This is a genomic window from Mesorhizobium sp. P2_E7, assembly GCF_056403855.1.
Window position 1 is genome coordinate 1,856,577 of the sequence record NZ_JBFUER010000001.1, and the last position, 15,444, is coordinate 1,872,020.

General features: G+C 63.8%; 13 protein-coding genes. 6 read left to right on the top strand and 7 right to left on the bottom strand.

From position 1 onward, the window contains the following. The first annotated feature begins 34 nt into the window (after nucleotides 1-34). The 5 genes from AC1DYC_RS09415 (at nucleotide 35) to AC1DYC_RS09435 (ending at nucleotide 7,648) form a co-directional block, all read left to right on the top strand. Nucleotides 35-577 carry a helix-turn-helix domain-containing protein gene (locus tag AC1DYC_RS09415; RefSeq protein ID WP_477408229.1) on the top strand — a complete coding sequence of 181 codons (543 nt, stop codon included), beginning with the start codon at nucleotides 35-37 and terminating at the stop codon, nucleotides 575-577. 96 nt (nucleotides 578-673) lie between these two features. Continuing rightward, complete coding sequence (locus AC1DYC_RS09420; RefSeq protein WP_477405687.1) at nucleotides 674-3,127, top strand: GcvT family protein; 2,454 nt, start codon at nucleotides 674-676, stop codon at nucleotides 3,125-3,127. Then, complete coding sequence (locus AC1DYC_RS09425) at nucleotides 3,124-4,023, top strand: homocysteine S-methyltransferase family protein (protein WP_477405689.1); 900 nt, start codon at nucleotides 3,124-3,126, stop codon at nucleotides 4,021-4,023. The genes AC1DYC_RS09420 and AC1DYC_RS09425 overlap by 4 nt, the downstream gene beginning before the upstream one ends. Then, a complete protein-coding gene (locus AC1DYC_RS09430) occupies nucleotides 4,023-5,204 on the top strand; it encodes a pyridoxal phosphate-dependent aminotransferase (RefSeq protein ID WP_477405691.1) in 1,182 nt (393 codons plus the stop codon). The genes AC1DYC_RS09425 and AC1DYC_RS09430 overlap by 1 nt, the downstream gene beginning before the upstream one ends. Then, nucleotides 5,201-7,648, top strand: coding sequence for a GcvT family protein (locus AC1DYC_RS09435; protein ID WP_477405693.1), 2,448 nt, complete (start codon nucleotides 5,201-5,203; stop codon nucleotides 7,646-7,648). Before AC1DYC_RS09430 ends, AC1DYC_RS09435 begins: the two co-directional genes overlap by 4 nt. Before the next feature lie 168 nt (nucleotides 7,649-7,816). Here AC1DYC_RS09435 and AC1DYC_RS09440 read toward each other — a convergent pair whose 3' ends face one another. From AC1DYC_RS09440 to AC1DYC_RS09470, 7 genes are all read right to left on the bottom strand, one after another. Then, entirely contained in the window at nucleotides 7,817-8,398 is a 582-nt protein-coding gene (locus AC1DYC_RS09440; protein ID WP_477405695.1) for an NAD(P)H-dependent oxidoreductase, read from the bottom strand. Next, nucleotides 8,398-8,979 carry an NAD(P)H-dependent oxidoreductase gene (locus AC1DYC_RS09445; RefSeq protein ID WP_477405697.1) on the bottom strand — a complete coding sequence of 194 codons (582 nt, stop codon included), beginning with the start codon at nucleotides 8,977-8,979 and terminating at the stop codon, nucleotides 8,398-8,400. The genes AC1DYC_RS09440 and AC1DYC_RS09445 overlap by 1 nt, the downstream gene beginning before the upstream one ends. A 226-nt stretch (nucleotides 8,980-9,205) precedes the next feature. Further along, nucleotides 9,206-10,609: an FAD-binding oxidoreductase gene (locus AC1DYC_RS09450; protein ID WP_477405699.1), complete on the bottom strand. Its 1,404-nt coding sequence runs from the start codon at nucleotides 10,607-10,609 to the stop codon at nucleotides 9,206-9,208. Beyond that, nucleotides 10,609-11,910 carry a cytosine deaminase gene (locus AC1DYC_RS09455; RefSeq protein ID WP_477405701.1) on the bottom strand — a complete coding sequence of 434 codons (1,302 nt, stop codon included), beginning with the start codon at nucleotides 11,908-11,910 and terminating at the stop codon, nucleotides 10,609-10,611. The genes AC1DYC_RS09450 and AC1DYC_RS09455 overlap by 1 nt, the downstream gene beginning before the upstream one ends. Nucleotides 11,911-12,103: 193 nt before the next feature. Further along, the gene (locus AC1DYC_RS09460; protein WP_477405703.1) at nucleotides 12,104-12,955 is read right to left on the bottom strand and encodes an ABC transporter permease; all 852 of its coding nucleotides are present in this window, start codon (nucleotides 12,953-12,955) and stop codon (nucleotides 12,104-12,106) included. Beyond that, nucleotides 12,942-13,751 (bottom strand): ABC transporter ATP-binding protein, encoded by an 810-nt coding sequence (locus AC1DYC_RS09465; RefSeq protein ID WP_477405705.1) that lies wholly within the window; start codon nucleotides 13,749-13,751, stop codon nucleotides 12,942-12,944. Before AC1DYC_RS09465 ends, AC1DYC_RS09460 begins: the two co-directional genes overlap by 14 nt. A gap of 17 nt (nucleotides 13,752-13,768) precedes the next feature. Next, entirely contained in the window at nucleotides 13,769-14,773 is a 1,005-nt protein-coding gene (locus AC1DYC_RS09470; RefSeq protein ID WP_477310837.1) for an ABC transporter substrate-binding protein, read from the bottom strand. Between the two features lie 254 nt (nucleotides 14,774-15,027). On the opposite strand from AC1DYC_RS09470, the gene AC1DYC_RS09475 reads away from it, so the two are divergent. Further along, nucleotides 15,028-15,411, top strand: a complete 384-nt coding sequence (locus AC1DYC_RS09475) for a RidA family protein (protein ID WP_477405707.1) — start codon at nucleotides 15,028-15,030, stop codon at nucleotides 15,409-15,411. The last annotated feature ends 33 nt before the right edge of the window (nucleotides 15,412-15,444 follow it).

Genomic DNA, 15,444 nt, shown 5'->3' on the forward strand with positions numbered 1-15,444 from the left:
TATCGCCAAAACATTGCAGGGACCTGACGAGCGCCTGCTGGCGAGCGACATCCGTGCGCTGCGCAAAGCGCGCGGGCTGACGCTGGCCGAGATCGCGCTGAACCTCGGCCGCTCCGTCGGCTGGGTCAGCCAGGTCGAGCGCGGCCTGTCGATCCCTTCGCTGGGCGACCTCAGGGCCTTCGCCGACCTGTTCGGCGTGCCACTCAGCCTGTTCTTCAGCCACGACGTGCCTATCGAGAAGGAACGCGGCGTGATTGTGCGCGCCGGCAGCCGGCGCACGCTTGGCACAAGCGAAACTGGCTTGGTGGAGGAGCTTCTGTCACCCGATCTCGGCGGTAGTTTCGAGATGGTGCGTTCGATCTTCGCGCCGGGCGCGGAGCTGAAGACCGAACAGCTGCGACCGACCGAGGAAGCCGGCTATATCGCTTCGGGTATTTTCGAGATCGAGATCGCCGGCGTCTGGCATCGGCTCGGCGAAGGCGATTCCTTCCGCTTCGAGCGCAAGCCGTACCGCTGGCGCAATCCCGGCAGCGAGCCGGCCGTGGTCATCTGGGTGGTTTCCCCGCCCGTATATTGAATGCATGTCGCCCAAAAGTGTGCAGCGGTTTTGGGACAGCGACATGCATCAAACAAAAAGTAGAAGCGCAACGCGCTTCAGGTTTGGGAGAAGAACATGGCCGGTTTGCCGACCACGGCACGCGTGGTGATCATCGGAGGCGGTGTCGTCGGCACCTCCTCGCTCTACCATTTGTGCAAGGCGGGCTGGACCGACTGCGTGCTGCTTGAAAAGAACGAGCTGACATCGGGCTCGACCTGGCATGCCGCCGGCAACGTGCCGACCTTCTCGTCCTCCTGGTCGCTGATGAACATGCAGCGCTATTCGACCGAGCTCTATCGCGGCCTCGCCGACGCTGTCGACTACCCCATGAACTATCACGTCACCGGCTCTCTGCGGCTTGCCCACTCCAAGGAGCGCATGCAGGAATTCCAGCGCGCCAAGGGGATGGGCCGCTACCAGGGCATGGACATCGACATTGTCGGCCCAGACGAGATCAAGCGCCGCTACCCCTTCATCGAGACGCATGATCTCAAGGGCGCGCTCTACGACCCGAGCGACGGCGACATCGACCCGGCGCAGCTGACCCAGGCGCTGGCCAAGGGCGCGCGCGACATGGGCGCGAAAATCGTCCGCTTCTGCCCGGTCACGGGTGTTCGGCGCGAGAACGACGAATGGGTTGTAGAGACATCGCAAGGCGAAATCCGCTGCGAGATCGTCGTCAACGCCGCCGGCTACCGAGCCGCCGAAGTCGGCAAAATGTTCGGCCGCGACGTGCCGATGATGGTGATGAGCCATCAATATATTTTGTTCGAGGAAATCCCCGAACTGATGGCCTGGTCGAAGGAACAGGGCAAGAAACTGCCGCTGCTGCGCGACGTCGACACGTCCTACTATCTGCGCCAGGAAAAGAACGGCATGAATCTCGGCCCCTATGAGCGCAATTGCCGCGCGCATTGGGCGACCCACAACGATCCGATGCCGGAGGATTTTTCCTTCCAGCTGTTCCCCGATGATCTCGACCGTCTCGAACATTATCTGGCCGACGCCGTCGCCCGCGTGCCGATCCTCGGGACCGCAGGCCTGTCCAAGGTCATCAACGGACCGATCCCCTACGCGCCGGACGGCAATCCGCTGATCGGTCCGATGCCCGGCGTTCCCAATGCTTTCGAGGCCTGCGTCTTCACTTTCGGCATCGCGCAAGGCGGTGGCGCCGGCAAGGTGCTGGCCGAATGGATCACCGAAGGCCAGACCGAATGGGACATGTGGTCCTGCGATCCGCGCCGCTTCACCAGCTTTGCCGCCGCACAAGACTACAGCGTCTCCAAAGGCATGGAGATCTACGGCAACGAATACGCCATTCAGTTCCCGCGCCATGCCTGGCCCGCGGGGCGCGACCGCAAGCTGTCGCCGATCCACGATCGCATCAAGGCGCTCGGCGCCCAGTTCGACGCTTACAATGGCTGGGAGCGCGCTACCTGGTACGCGAAGGACGGCGACGACACGTCGGAAGAAGCGACGCTCACCTTCCGCCGCGAAGGACCATGGCAGCACCGCGTGCGCGAAGAATGCCTGGCGGTGCGCGATGCCGCCGGCATTCTGGACCTGCCCGGCTTCTCGCGCTTCAACCTCGAAGGCCCTGGCGCAGGCGAATGGCTGGCGCTGCAGGTCACCGGCCTGGTGCCCAAGCCCGGCCGCATCGGCCTCGTCTACTTCGCCGACGACAAGGGTCGCATCGTCACCGAGATGTCGGTGGTGCGCCATGGCGAAGAGCAGATGACTCTGATCACCGCGGCGGTAGCGCAGTGGCACGATTGCGAATGGCTGAAGTCGCGCATGCCGAAGGACGCAGCTTTCACCCTCACCGACAGGACCGAAGACTATTCGACGCAAATCCTCGCCGGTCCCAATTCGCGCAAGCTCCTGGCCGAGGTCTGTGGCGCGGATCTCTCGCTGCCCTGGCTGACGCATCAGGAAACCACCATCGCCGGCCGCTGGGCGAAGCTGGTGCGGGTATCCTTCGCCGGCGAACTCGGCTGGGAAATCCACACCAAGGTGGGAGACACCGCCGCCATCTTCGACGCCGTCTGGGCGGCGGGACAAAAACACGGTCTGAAACCGTTCGGCATGTATGCGCTGGATTCGCTGCGCCTCGAAAAAGGCTACCGGACCTGGAAGGGCGACCTGTCGACCGACTATACGGTCCTGCAGGGCGGGCTCGAGCGCTTCGTCAAATGGGACAAGCCCGACTTCCGCGGCAAGGCAGCCCTGCAGAACGAAAAGCAGCAAGGCGTGAGGAAGCGCTTCGTCACCCTGGTGGTCGAAAACCCCGGCGATTGCGACGCGCCCTCGGTGTCGACACTATGGCATGACGGCAAGATCGTTGGCGAGACGACCTCGGGCGGTTGGGGTCATCGCATCGACAAATCCATCGCCCTCGGCATGCTGCGCGCCGATCTGGCTGAACCCGACACCGCCATCGAGATCGAAATCTTCGGCGACCGTTTCAAGGCGGTCGTGCAGAAGGACGAGCCGCTGTGGGATCCGAAGAATGAGAGGCTGCGGGCGTGAAGACTGTTATCCTCACCGATGGCGGCATGGGCCAGGAGCTGGTCCGCCGCAGCAAATCCGAGCCGACGCCGCTGTGGTCTGCCAGGGTGCTGATCGACGAGCCGGATCTGGTGCGCGACCTGCATGCGGAATTCATCCGTGCCGGCGCCCGCGTCATCACCATCAACACCTATTCCGCGACGCCTGAGCGACTGGCGCGCGAGGGCGCGGAAGAGCTTTTCAAGCCGCTGCAGAAGCGCGGCATCGAGCTCGCAAGGCAAGCTTGCGAGCAAGCCGGAGAGGCAACCATCGCCGGCTGCCTGTCGCCGCTGTTCGGCAGCTATGCGCCGGCACTGACCATTTCCTATCAGGACACACTCGACATCTACCGTCGCATCGTTGCCGAACAGGCGGACGGCGTCGATCTCTTTCTGTGCGAAACCATGGCCTCCGCCGATGAGGCGCGCGCGGCCGTCACGGCGGCATCGGAAAGCGGCAAGCCGGTCTGGGTGTCATGGACGCTGGCCGACCACGGTACCCCGCGCCTGCGCAGCGGCGAAGCGATCGCCACGGCTTCCCGTGCACTCGACGGCCTGCAGCTCGCAGCACGGCTGGTCAATTGCTGTCGTCCCGAAGCGATCGCCGCGGCACTGCCCGAACTGATCGATCTCGGCGGCCCGGTCGGCGCCTATGCCAATGGCTTCACCTCTACCGAAGCGCTCAAGCACGGCGGCACCGTCGATGTGCTGCACGCCCGCCACGACCTTGGTCCTGATGCCTATGCCGACCAGGCGCTCGGCTGGGTCGAGGCCGGCGCCACCATCGTCGGCGGATGCTGCGAAGTCGGCCCTGCCCACATCGCTGCCTTGCGTGACCGGCTCGAACGGGCCGGCTACCAGATTTCGGGAGTTCAATGATGCCCAGACCGTCAAAGCGCATTTCCGGCATCGTGCCTTCGGGCAAGGATGGCTGGGAGGTCCATACCGAGGCCTGGGCTCGCAAGGAGGCCGGCCAGGACATCATCATGCTGTCGGTCGGCGACCATGATTTCGATACGCCGTCGCAGACGATCGAGGCCTGCGTGACCGCGGTGCGCGGCAGCAACCACCATTACACTCCGCTTTCCGGCGTTCCGCGCCTGCGCAGGGCGATGGCGGCGGCCTCGACCGCTTGCACCGGCATCGAGACGACACCTGACCAGGTCATCGCCACGCCGGGCGGCCAGGCAGCCCTTTATGCTGCCGTACAGGCCGTGCTCGACCAGGGCGACCACGCCATCGTGGTGGCGCCTTACTATGCCACCTACCCCAACACGTTCAGCGCCGCGGGCGCCAGTTTCACCGTGGTCGAGACGCCGGCCGAGGACGGCTTCCAGCCGCGCGCCGACAGGATCCGCGCGGCACTGAAGCCCAACACCCGCGCCATATTGATCAACACGCCGAACAACCCAACCGGTGCCGTCTATTCGCGCGAGCGGCTGGAAGAACTGGCCGCAATCTGCCGCGAGCACGACCTCTGGCTGCTGTCAGACGAGGTCTACTGGACGCTAGGCGGCGGCGAGCACATCTCGCCGCGCGGCCTGCCCGGCATGGCCGAGCGCACGCTGGTCATCAACTCGATGTCCAAGAGCCACGGCATGACCGGCTGGCGCATGGGCTGGCTGACCGGCCCGGCTGAGATGATCACGCTTTTGACCAACCTCAATCTGGTGACGACCTACGGCCTGCCAGCCTTCATCTCGATCGCCTGTGCCGAGGCGCTGGAGAACCGCTACGGCGTCAAGGAGATCGCCGAGCGCTATGCGGCGCGCCGCACAGTCCTGCTCGACGCCGTGCGCGGCATGAACAATGTCACCGTGCACGGCTCCGAGGGCGGCATGTATGTCATGCTCGACATCTCGGCCGTCGAGCCCGACGACGAGAAATTCGCCTGGGCCTTTCTCGACAAGGAGAATGTCGGCGTCATGCCGGGCTCGAGCTTCGGCCATGCTGCCGCCGGCCATATCCGGATCAGCCTATGCCAACCGGAGCCGGTGCTTCAGGAAGCCGCGCAGCGCTTGCGCCGTTTTGCATCCAGCTATCGCCGCGAGGCTGCATGACCAAGACGATTCCAACCAAAGCCCGCGCCGTGATCATCGGCGGCGGCGTCTCCGGCTGCTCGGTCGCCTATCATCTGGCCAAGCTCGGCTGGACAGACGTCGTGCTGCTCGAACGCAAGCAGCTGACCTCGGGCACGACCTGGCACGCCGCCGGCCTGATCGGGCAGTTGCGCGGCTCGCAGAACATGACGCGCTTGGCGAAATATTCGGCCGACCTCTACGTCAAGCTGGAGGCCGAAACCGAAGTCGGCACCGGCATGCGCCAGGTCGGCTCGATCACCGTGGCGCTGACCGAGGAGCGCAAGCACGAGATCTACCGGCAGGCGTCACTCGCCCGCGCCTTCGATGTCGATGTGCGCGAGATTTCACCCAAAGAAGTCAGTGAGATGTATCCGCATCTCAACGTCTCCGATGTCGTCGGCGCAGTCCACCTGCCACTCGACGGCCAGTGCGACCCCGCCAACATCGCCATGGCGCTGGCCAAGGGCGCGCGCCAGCGCGGCGCCACCATTGTCGAAAATGTGAAGGTCACCAAGGTCCACACCAAAGCCGGCCGCGTCACCGGCGTGTCGTGGGCCCAAGGCGAAGACCAGGGCACCATCGAGGCCGACATCGTCGTCAACTGCGCCGGCATGTGGGCGCGTGAACTCGGTGCCCAGAACGGCGTCACCATCCCGCTACATGCATGCGAGCACTTCTATCTCGTCACCGAGCCAATCGCCGGTCTCGGCCGTCTGCCGGTGCTGCGCGTGCCCGATGAGTGCGCCTATTACAAGGAAGACGCCGGCAAGATGATGCTCGGTGCTTTCGAGCCGGTGGCAAAACCCTGGGGCATGGACGGCATCCGCGAGGATTTCTGCTTCGACCAGCTGCCCGAGGACATGGAGCATTTCGAACCAATCCTCGAAATGGGTGTCAACCGCATGCCGATGCTGGCGACTGCAGGCATTCACACCTTCTTCAACGGCCCCGAAAGCTTTACTCCGGACGACCGCTACTATCTCGGCGAAGCGCCGGAACTGCGGGGTTATTGGATGGCGACCGGCTACAACTCGATCGGCATCGTGTCGTCCGGCGGCGCCGGCATGGCGCTGGCGCAGTGGATCAACGATGGCGAAGCGCCTTTCGACCTCTGGGAAGTCGACATCCGCCGCGCCCAGCCGTTCCAGAAGAACCGCCGCTATCTCAAGGAGCGCGTCTCCGAAACGCTCGGCCTGCTCTATGCCGACCATTTTCCCTACCGGCAGATGGCGACGTCGAGGAATGTCAGGCGTTCGCCTTTGCATGAGCACCTGAAGGCGCGCGGCGCCGTGTTCGGCGAAGTCGCCGGTTGGGAGCGCGCCAACTGGTTCGCCCGTGAGGGACAGGAGCGCGAATACCGCTATTCCTGGAAGCGGCAGAACTGGTTCGGCAACCAGCGCGAGGAACACCTTGCCGTCCGCAACAAGGTCGGCCTGTTCGACATGACCTCGTTCGGCAAGATCCGGGTCGAGGGTCGCGATGCCTGTGCGTTCCTGCAAAAGCTCTGCGCCAACGACATGGACGTGGCGCCCGGCAAGATCGTCTACACGCAGATGCTCAACCAGCGCGGCGGCATCGAGAGCGACCTCACCGTGTCGCGGCTGTCGGAAACAGCGTATTTCCTCGTCGTTCCCGGCGCGACGCTGCAGCGCGACCTTGCCTGGCTGCGCCGGCACGTCGGCGAAGAATTCGTCGTCATCACCGACGTGACAGCGGCTGAAAGCGTGCTCTGCCTGATGGGTCCGGATGCGCGGAAGCTGATCCAGAAGGTCAGCCCCAACGATTTCTCCAATGAGAACAATCCGTTCGGCACGTTCCAGGAGATCGAGATCGGCATGGGCCTCGCCCGCGCGCACCGCGTCACCTATGTTGGCGAACTCGGCTGGGAGCTCTATGTCTCGACCGACCAGGCGGCGCATGTCTTCGAGGCGATCGACGAGGCCGGCGCGGATGTCGGCCTGAAACTCTGCGGTCTGCATACGCTGGATTCCTGCCGCATCGAAAAAGCCTTCCGCCATTTCGGCCACGACATCACCGACGAGGACAATGTGCTGGAGGCCGGCCTCGGTTTCGCGGTGAAGACCGGAAAAGGCGAGTTCATTGGCCGTGATGCCGTGCTGAGGAAAAAGGAAGCCGGCCTTTCACGCAGGCTGGTCCAGTTCCGCCTGAAAGACCCTGAGCCCCTGCTCTTCCACAATGAGGCGATCCTGCGCGACGGTAAGATCGTCGGCCCGATCACTTCGGGCAATTACGGCCATCATCTCGGCGGCGCAATTGGGTTGGGTTATGTGCCCTGTCAGGGCGAGAGCGAGGCGGACGTGCTTTCCTCAACCTACGAGATCGAGATCGCCGGCGAGCGCTTTGCGGCGGAAGCATCGCTGAAGCCTATGTATGATCCGAAGGCGGAACGGACGAAAATGTAGCGCCGCCCTGTCCTTCTCCCCTTGTGGGAGAAGGTGGATCGGCGCGCAGCGCCGAGACGGTTGAGGGGTTTTCCAGCGGAGTGAGACGTTGGCGTTCCCTGGAACACCCCTCATCCGTCGCCTTCGGCGACACCTTCTCCCACAAGGGGAGAAGGGAAGTCGTGCCACTCAAAACCGCTCCAGCTTCCTGCGAACTTTCGTGAGAAACGCCGCCCGGCTCTTTGGCGTCGAGGCATCCATCAGGTAATGCGCCAGGAAAAACGTCCGGCAGCGGCGAGCGCACAGCGCGCGCATGCCGCGCAAAAGCGTCTTGCGGCCTGGCTGGCCGACGACAACGCTCCACCAGGTCGGTGCGCCGCAGGTGGTGATGACGCCGACCTTGGTGACATGCGTCATCAGCGAGATGATCCGCCCCTTTCCCAGCTTGAAGGCGACATCGGTCGCCCACACCCGGTCGAGCCATCCCTTCAGCATCGCCGGCAGCCCGTACCACCAGGTCGGATAGATGAAGAGAATCGCCTCAGCCCAGGCGAGATGCTCGAAATGCGGTTTCAGCGCCGGATCCTCCGGCGCACGCTCATTGTAGGCGCGCCGCTCGTCGCTTCCCATCACCGGATCGAATTTTTCCGCATAGAGGTCGAGCAGGCGCACCTCCCAGCCTCGCGCCTGAAGCACATCGACAGCCGTGTCGCGAATAGCGGCGCAAAAACTTTCGGGCACCGGATGGCAGTAGACCACCAGCACGCGCATCAGAATTGATCCATCCTGGCCGCGACCCTGGCGAGGAAGGCCGCCCGCGTCTCGTCGGTCGACAGGTTCATCGAATAATGCGCGAGGTAGGACACGGAAGCGCCGGGCTTGATCGTCGCGCGCAGCATGCGCTTCACCAGCCGGCGTGGCGGATCGCCCATCAGCATGGCGCGAAACCGGCCGCCGCCATAGGTGGTGACGGCCGCCAGTTTACGGATGTTGTGCAGCGATGGCTGCGCCTGGCCGTCGACCAGCTTGAACGACACTCCGGGCAGGAAGACGCGGTCGAAAAAGCCTTTCAGGATGGCCGGAAAGCCATAATTCCAGACGGGGTAGGACAGCACCAGCGCCTCGGCCTTGAGCAGACGCTCGACATAGGGTGCGGCCGGGTCCGCGGGGCTGCGCTGGTTGTGATAGTCCAGCCTCTCCCCGCGCGTCAGCCTGGGATCGAAATCCTCGGCATAGAGATCGCAGTCGTCGACGTCATGGCCGGCCGCCGTCAGCCGCTCGACGATCGTCCGGTGCATGCCGGCATTGAAGCTGGTCTCCACCGGATGTGCATAGAGGACGAGGACTTTCATGGGAAAATCACCCCCCTTGAGGGGGAGATGTCGCCGAAGGCGACAGAGGGGGTCGTCTCGCGTGGGGCGCCAACTTTCTCTTTCTTCGAAAGGCCGAACCGCGTCGCGCCAGCCGAACCGACCCCTTCTGGCCTGCCGGCCATCTCCCCCTCAAGGGGGGAGATCCGACGTCGCCGCGGCCTTCGCCAATCGCCAATGGAGCCGGTGGACGGGCGCAAACCTCTCATCACACCGCCTTCTGCAGGCCCTTGAACAAAAAAGTCCGGCCCGAGCGATAGTCATAATCCGGATTTTCCCAGGCGATCATTTTGCCGGGGTTGAGCAGACCTTGCGGATCGGTCTCGCGCTTGAAGGCGAGCTGGATTTCGTCGGTCTGCTTCATGCCGCCTTCTTCCAGCGTGTAGCGATGCGGGTTGAAGATCGGGCAGCCATTCTCCTCATGCAGCCGGATGATCTCGTTAAGCCGCGCCTCTGTGGTGAATTTGACCAGCGGCAAGCCGAAGCAAGTGATGTTGCCGTCGAGCCGCACGAATTCGAGATGCGAGAAGACCTCGTCCGGAAACATCGCATCCATCTTCTCGACCAGCGCCAGCTGGTTGGGGAACGGATAGAGCGATTGCAGATAGGTGATCGCGGGATCGACGCGCAGCGCCCTGAGCGTCGTGTGGTTCCACGCCAGCTCGAAGCCCGGTGGCAGACCCTTCTTGTCGTCATCCGTCGCCGTCGCCGCATTGAATATGATCTCGCCGCCAGCGCGGCGGGTGAAGGCGAGGAACGCGTCGAGCCCATGCCGCGCGACCATGACGACGCAGATGCTCTGCCCTTCCCTGAAAAATTTCTGGTGGCGCTTGAAATAGAGCTGCGGCACGGGTGCGGCGATCGGCGTGATCAGCTTGGTCAGGATGCCGTCCTGGCAGGCCAGTGCATTGCCGTAACGGGCTGCCGGCATGAAAGCGTCGAAGCCGACGATGACGTCGATCCATTCATAGGCCGCCGTCAGCGGCATCTCGACTTCGGTGATGATGCCGTTGGTGCCGTAGGCGTGCGTCACCTTGTGCAGGTCCTCGCCGGTGAGTTCAAGCGCCTTCGGCTCTGCCTCCATGGTGACGACGCGCAGGCGCAGCACATTGCCGAAATCGCGCAAGCCGCCGAAATTGATCGAGCCGACGCCGCCAGAGCCGCCGGCGATGAAGCCGCCGATCGACGCCGTGTTGTAGGTCGATGGCGACAGCCGCAGTTCCTGCCCGGAATGCGCGCGCGTCGCTCTGTCGATGTCGGCGAGGATAGCGCCCGGTCCTGTCACCACACGCCCCGGCGCGATGGCCTTGATCTCGTTCATCTCGGCAAGATTGAGCACCACGCCGCCGGACAGCGGCATCGCCTGGCCGTAATTGCCGGTGCCGCTGCCGCGCGGTGTCACCGGCACGCCATGCCGATGACAGGCAGCAAGCACGCGGATCAGTTCGGTCTCGTTCTTCGGCGTTACGATGAGGTCACCGGTGACATGGTCGAGCTGCTGCTTCAGCACCGGGCTGTACCAATAGAAGTCGCGGCTCTTCTGCTGGACGATGGCCGGATTGTCGTCGAGCTTTATCCCGTCGAGATCGCGTTTGAGCGCCGAAACATCCATCAGTCCACCATCAGTTCGTCGAGCTCTGCATAGTCGGGCAGTTGCCGGTCGATCGCCCGGCCGTCGCGCACGACGATGCGATCCGATTCGGGCCGCGACAGCAATTCCGTCCAGCTCCGTCCCTTGAAGACGATGAAGTCGGCGCTGCCGCCGGCGGCAAGCGTGCCGACGCCGTCGAGCCGCATCACCTTGGCCGGCGTCGACGCCACCGTCTGCGGCCAGTCGCCGACCGGATGGTCGAAATGCAGGATGCGCGTCGCCATGCGGTAGACCTCCAGCATGTCGAGATCGCCATAGGCATAGAACGGGTCGCGGGTGTTGTCGGAGGCAACGGCGACCGCAATGCCCCTCGCCTTCATCTCATGCAGCAATGTCACCCCGCGCCAGCGTGGCGTGGTCTGGTCGGCGCGCCGATCCTGCAGATAGAGATTGCACATCGGCAGCGACACCACCGCAAGCCCGGCCTTGGCCACCTTGTCCAGCGTATCCAGCACATCGAGGTCCGGCTGGCGCGCCAGCGAGCAGCAATGTCCGACCAGGATGTTGCCCTCGAAACCGTTCCACAGCGACGCCTCGGCAATCTTCTTCAGCGAGATCGCAGCGACATCGTCGGTCTCGTCGGCATGGAAATCGAGATCGAGCCCGTGCTTGATCGCCTCGGAAAACACCTTGTCGAGCAGTTCCTCGAGGTCCGGCACCATATAGGTGACGACGCCGAGCACGCCCTTGGCGGCGGCCACGCGCTTCGCCAGCCTCTCGAACCATTCCTTGTCGCGCACGCCTTCGATGCCGAGCAGACAGGCAGCCTGCAACTCGATGCGGCCGCGCCATTTGTCCCGCATCGTCTCGAACACCGGCCAGGAGATCTCTTCCTGCGGCGGCACGCTGTCGAGATGCGTCCGCAGGGCCCTGGTGCCGTGCGCATAGGCCGAGCGCAGCGAGAAATCCATGCGCCGCGCCACATCCTCGGCACTCCAGCGCGCGGCGCGATCGGCGCCGGTGGCATTGAGCGCGCCCATGAACGTGCCGTCTGGATTGGGTTTTCTGGGCCAGATATGGCCCTTGTCGATATGGGTGTGGCAGTCGACGAAACACGGCAGGATGATACGGCCGGCGAGGTCAATGGCGCCGGCCGGCGTTTTTGTTTTCTTGTGTGCGGCGATGTTTGAGATCTTGCCGTCGGCGACGGCAATGTCGGCCAGCGCAAAACCGTCAGTATCGAAGGTAGCAGTGAAGCCCGGCGTCAATGAGCGATGAACGCGGACGTTGGCGAGATGGTAAGAGCCAGAGGTTGGTATCAAGCCGCACCCCCCTCTGCCCTGCCGGGCATCTCCCCCTCAAGGGGGGAGATTAGCAGCCTCAGCCGAGCCGCCTCTTCAGCAACATCTGTGATTGGCGAAAGCCCAAAAAACATCCGATCTCCCCCCTTGAGGGGGAGATGGCCGGCAGGCCAGAGGGGGGTGCTTCGCGCCAACGTCCCGCTCACTTCGTCACCTACCGCTCCTGCTTCAGCGCGCTTTCGTGCCAGCGCCGCAGGATGAGATGCGACACCAGCGACAGCACCAGGAAGATCACTATGCCGGTGAGCGAAATCAGGATCAGCGCCGCGAATAGCCTTGGTGCATTGAGCCGGTAGCCGGCCTCGATGATGCGCGAGGCCAGCCCCGATGATTGCCCCTGCGCGCCGGCGACGAACTCGGCCACCACAGCGCCGATCAGCGACAGGCCGCCGGCGATTTTTAGCCCACCGAGGAAATACGGCATCGCCGCCGGCAGCCTGAGATAGCGCAATTGCTGCCAGCGCGTCGCGCCGTTGAGCTTGAACATGTCACGCAGATTGCGGTCGACGGAATTCAGGCCGAGCGTGGTGTTGGACAGGATCGGAAAGAAGGCGACGATCCAGGCGCACAGCAGCAGCTTCACCGTCTGGTTGTTCACATAGATGTTGATCAGCGGGAAGATCGCCACGATCGGCGTCACCTGCAGCACGATGGCGAAGGGGAAGAACGACATCTCCACCCATTTCGATTGCGCAAACAGCACCGCCAGCCCGACGCCGCCGATGACCGCGAACAGAAGGCTAAGGAAGGTGATCCTGAGCGTCACCAGAAGCGAGGAGAACAGCAGCCCGGCATCGTCGTAGAGCGTCTGCAGCACGACGCCCGGACGCGGCAGGATGTATTTCGGGATTTCGTTCCAGACGCAGATACGGTCCCAGAACCAGATCGCCAGGATCATGATTGCCAGCGGCAGTAGCCACCGGCCGATCCGCTCCAGCCGCTCCTGGCGCACACGGCCCGCCTCCTCCGGATCGAGAGTCAGTGAGGGCTGCTCAATGGCCGTCATGGTGCGGTCCGGCTGATGTGTTGATGGCGTTGACCAGAATGTCCGAGGCCTGGCGGCAGAGCGCGGCATAGTCGGGCGAGGTCCGAAACACCTCGTCGCGCGGATAGGCGGCATCGATGGCCAACTCGGCATGGACGCGTCCCGGCCGCGCCGCCATGACGACGACTCGGTTGGACAGGAAGACGCTTTCGAAGACGCTGTGGGTGACGAAGACGACTGTAAAACGCTCGTCCTGCCATAGCTCCAGAAGATCGTTGTTGAGCTTGAAGCGCGTGATCTCGTCGAGCGCGGCGAACGGCTCGTCCATCAACAGGATGCGCGGCTTGGTCACCATGGCGCGCGCAATCGAGACGCGCATCTTCATGCCGCCGGAAAGCTCGCGCGGCACGGCGTTTTCAAAGCCGGTCAGGTGCACGCGCGCCAGCATCTCCGTCACAGCCGGGGCTGCCTTGGCCCGCGACACGCCTTTCAGCCGCAGCGGCAGCCAGACATTGTCGAAGACATTGGCCCAGGGCAGCAGCGTCGGCTCCTGGAAGACGAAGCCGATGTTCGAGCGGTCGATCGAACCGCGCCAGTCGAGCACGCCTGAGGTCGGCGTCGACAGGCCGGCGATCAGCCTGAGCGCCGTCGACTTGCCGCAGCCTGACGGCCCGAGCAGGCTGAGAAAATCGCCTTCGCGGATTGTCAGGTCGACATCGCTCAGCGCCGTGACGCCGTTGGAAAACACCTTGCCGACATGGCGCAGCGCCAAAAGCATCGGGCTTTCGCCCGACGCTGTCATGGGCGCCTTCGCCATTGTCTCCAGTCTCACGATTACTTCTTCAGCTCGAGCCCTACGCCCTTGTTGATGAAGGCCAGCGTATAGGCCTTCTTGATGTCGATGCCGGGCTGCGCGACCTTGGCCTTGACCATCTTGTCGTAGAAACTCTGGATGCGTGCGTCGGTCATGGCGCCGATGCCGAGCTTTTCCGAATCGCCGGAATCGACCACGCCGAATTTTTTCAGCTGTTCGATCGAGAAGGCGATCTGCTCATCCGTCATGTCAGGATTGTCCTTCTTGATCATGTCGTTGGCGGCCTTGTTGTCGCCGTAGAGGTAATTGTACCAGCCCTTGGCCGAGCCATCGACGAAGCACTGGACGACCTCCGGCCGCTTGTCGATCGTGTCCTGCATGACCTCGACGGTGGTCGCATAGGTCTCCCAGCCATAGTCGGCGAGCAGGAACTGGTTCGGCAGGAAACCGCCGGCTTTCTGCACCGCGAACGGCTCGGAGGTGACATAGCCCTGCTGGATCGACTTCTTGTTGGCGATGAAGGGCGCCGGATTGAAGGTGTAGGGCACGCGCTTGGCGGCATCGAAGCCGAGCTCGGTGACCATCCACTGGAAGAAGGTCTGCGCGCCTTCGTCGCCGAGAATGTACTGGTCGGCGTTCTTCAGGTCCTCCCACTTGTCCAGTCCCTGCCCCGGCTGGGACATGATGACTTGCGGGTCCTTCTGGAAATCGGCCGCGACGACGCGCATCGGAATGCCCTGCTGCACGGCATCGAAGGCCGACAAGAGATTGCCGCCCATATAGAAATCGAGCTTGCCGGCCAGCAGCAGCGGCCGGCCGCTGACCTGCGGACCGCCCTGCGAGATCGTCACGTCGAGGCCGCAGGCGGCATAGGTACCGTCGGCGACAGCCTGGTAGTAGCCGCCATGCTCGGGCTCGGCCAGCCAGTTGGTGCCGAAGGTGACTTTCTCGTTCGCAGCCGCACCCAGCGTGCTGGCTCCAAGCAGCGCGAGAGCGCCAGCCAAAATCTTCCGTCTTCCGTACATCGACACCACCCTTTGTTGGCTCCGGAGCGTCACGCGCCGGGCTCGACACCATTGGTCCAAGAAGCAAGACACATGCCACCGCCCGGACCGCCTGCTTCACGCGGACGTCATTGCCAAGACCGGACGGGTCATGCTGTGCGGGAGGCATCGTGCCTATTTTTTGGACGCCTGTCCACAATCGCCCCTATGCCATGCACCGCATCTTGAGGGCCCAGCCGTCCGGCCCTAGGCTAGCCGCAGAACCGGAGATTGCCATGTTCAGATTCCTCACCCCGAAGTCGATCAAGCCGCCCTTCGCCCGCTACAGTCACGGCGTCGAGGTCCCCTCAGGCAAGCGGCTGGTGCTGTGCTCGGGTCAGGTCGCCATCACGGCGGATGATCAGATCCCGGAGGATGCCGGCGCGCAGGCCGAGTTGTGCTTCCAGAACATCGCGGCGGTATTGGCTGAGGCCGGGCTCGGGCTTGCCGACATCGTGCGCATCAACGCCTATGTCACCGACCGCGCGCATCTGCGCCCCTATATGGACGTCCGCGACCGGCTGTTTGCCAACCCCGCGCCGGCCTCGACGCTGATGATCGTTTCGGGCTTCGCGCGGCCGGAGTTCAAGGTCGAGGTCGAGGCGATCGCGGCCGGGTGATCGACAGGCGGCGTTTGGCGCGCTAGGTCTCCC

What these genes read in the sequence shown, in the direction of transcription:
- AC1DYC_RS09420 (WP_477405687.1), top strand. Translation starts at nt 674, where the DNA reads ATGGCCGGTTTGCCGACCACGGCACGCGTGGTGATCATCGGAGGCGGT.
- AC1DYC_RS09430 (WP_477405691.1), top strand. Translation starts at nt 4,023, where the DNA reads ATGCCCAGACCGTCAAAGCGCATTTCCGGCATCGTGCCTTCGGGCAAG.
- AC1DYC_RS09435 (WP_477405693.1), top strand. Translation starts at nt 5,201, where the DNA reads ATGACCAAGACGATTCCAACCAAAGCCCGCGCCGTGATCATCGGCGGC.
- AC1DYC_RS09440 (WP_477405695.1), bottom strand. Translation starts at nt 8,398, where the DNA reads ATGCGCGTGCTGGTGGTCTACTGCCATCCGGTGCCCGAAAGTTTTTGC.
- AC1DYC_RS09445 (WP_477405697.1), bottom strand. Translation starts at nt 8,979, where the DNA reads ATGAAAGTCCTCGTCCTCTATGCACATCCGGTGGAGACCAGCTTCAAT.
- AC1DYC_RS09450 (WP_477405699.1), bottom strand. Translation starts at nt 10,609, where the DNA reads ATGGATGTTTCGGCGCTCAAACGCGATCTCGACGGGATAAAGCTCGAC.
- AC1DYC_RS09460 (WP_477405703.1), bottom strand. Translation starts at nt 12,955, where the DNA reads ATGACGGCCATTGAGCAGCCCTCACTGACTCTCGATCCGGAGGAGGCG.
- AC1DYC_RS09465 (WP_477405705.1), bottom strand. Translation starts at nt 13,751, where the DNA reads ATGGCGAAGGCGCCCATGACAGCGTCGGGCGAAAGCCCGATGCTTTTG.
- AC1DYC_RS09470 (WP_477310837.1), bottom strand. Translation starts at nt 14,773, where the DNA reads ATGTACGGAAGACGGAAGATTTTGGCTGGCGCTCTCGCGCTGCTTGGA.
- AC1DYC_RS09475 (WP_477405707.1), top strand. Translation starts at nt 15,028, where the DNA reads ATGTTCAGATTCCTCACCCCGAAGTCGATCAAGCCGCCCTTCGCCCGC.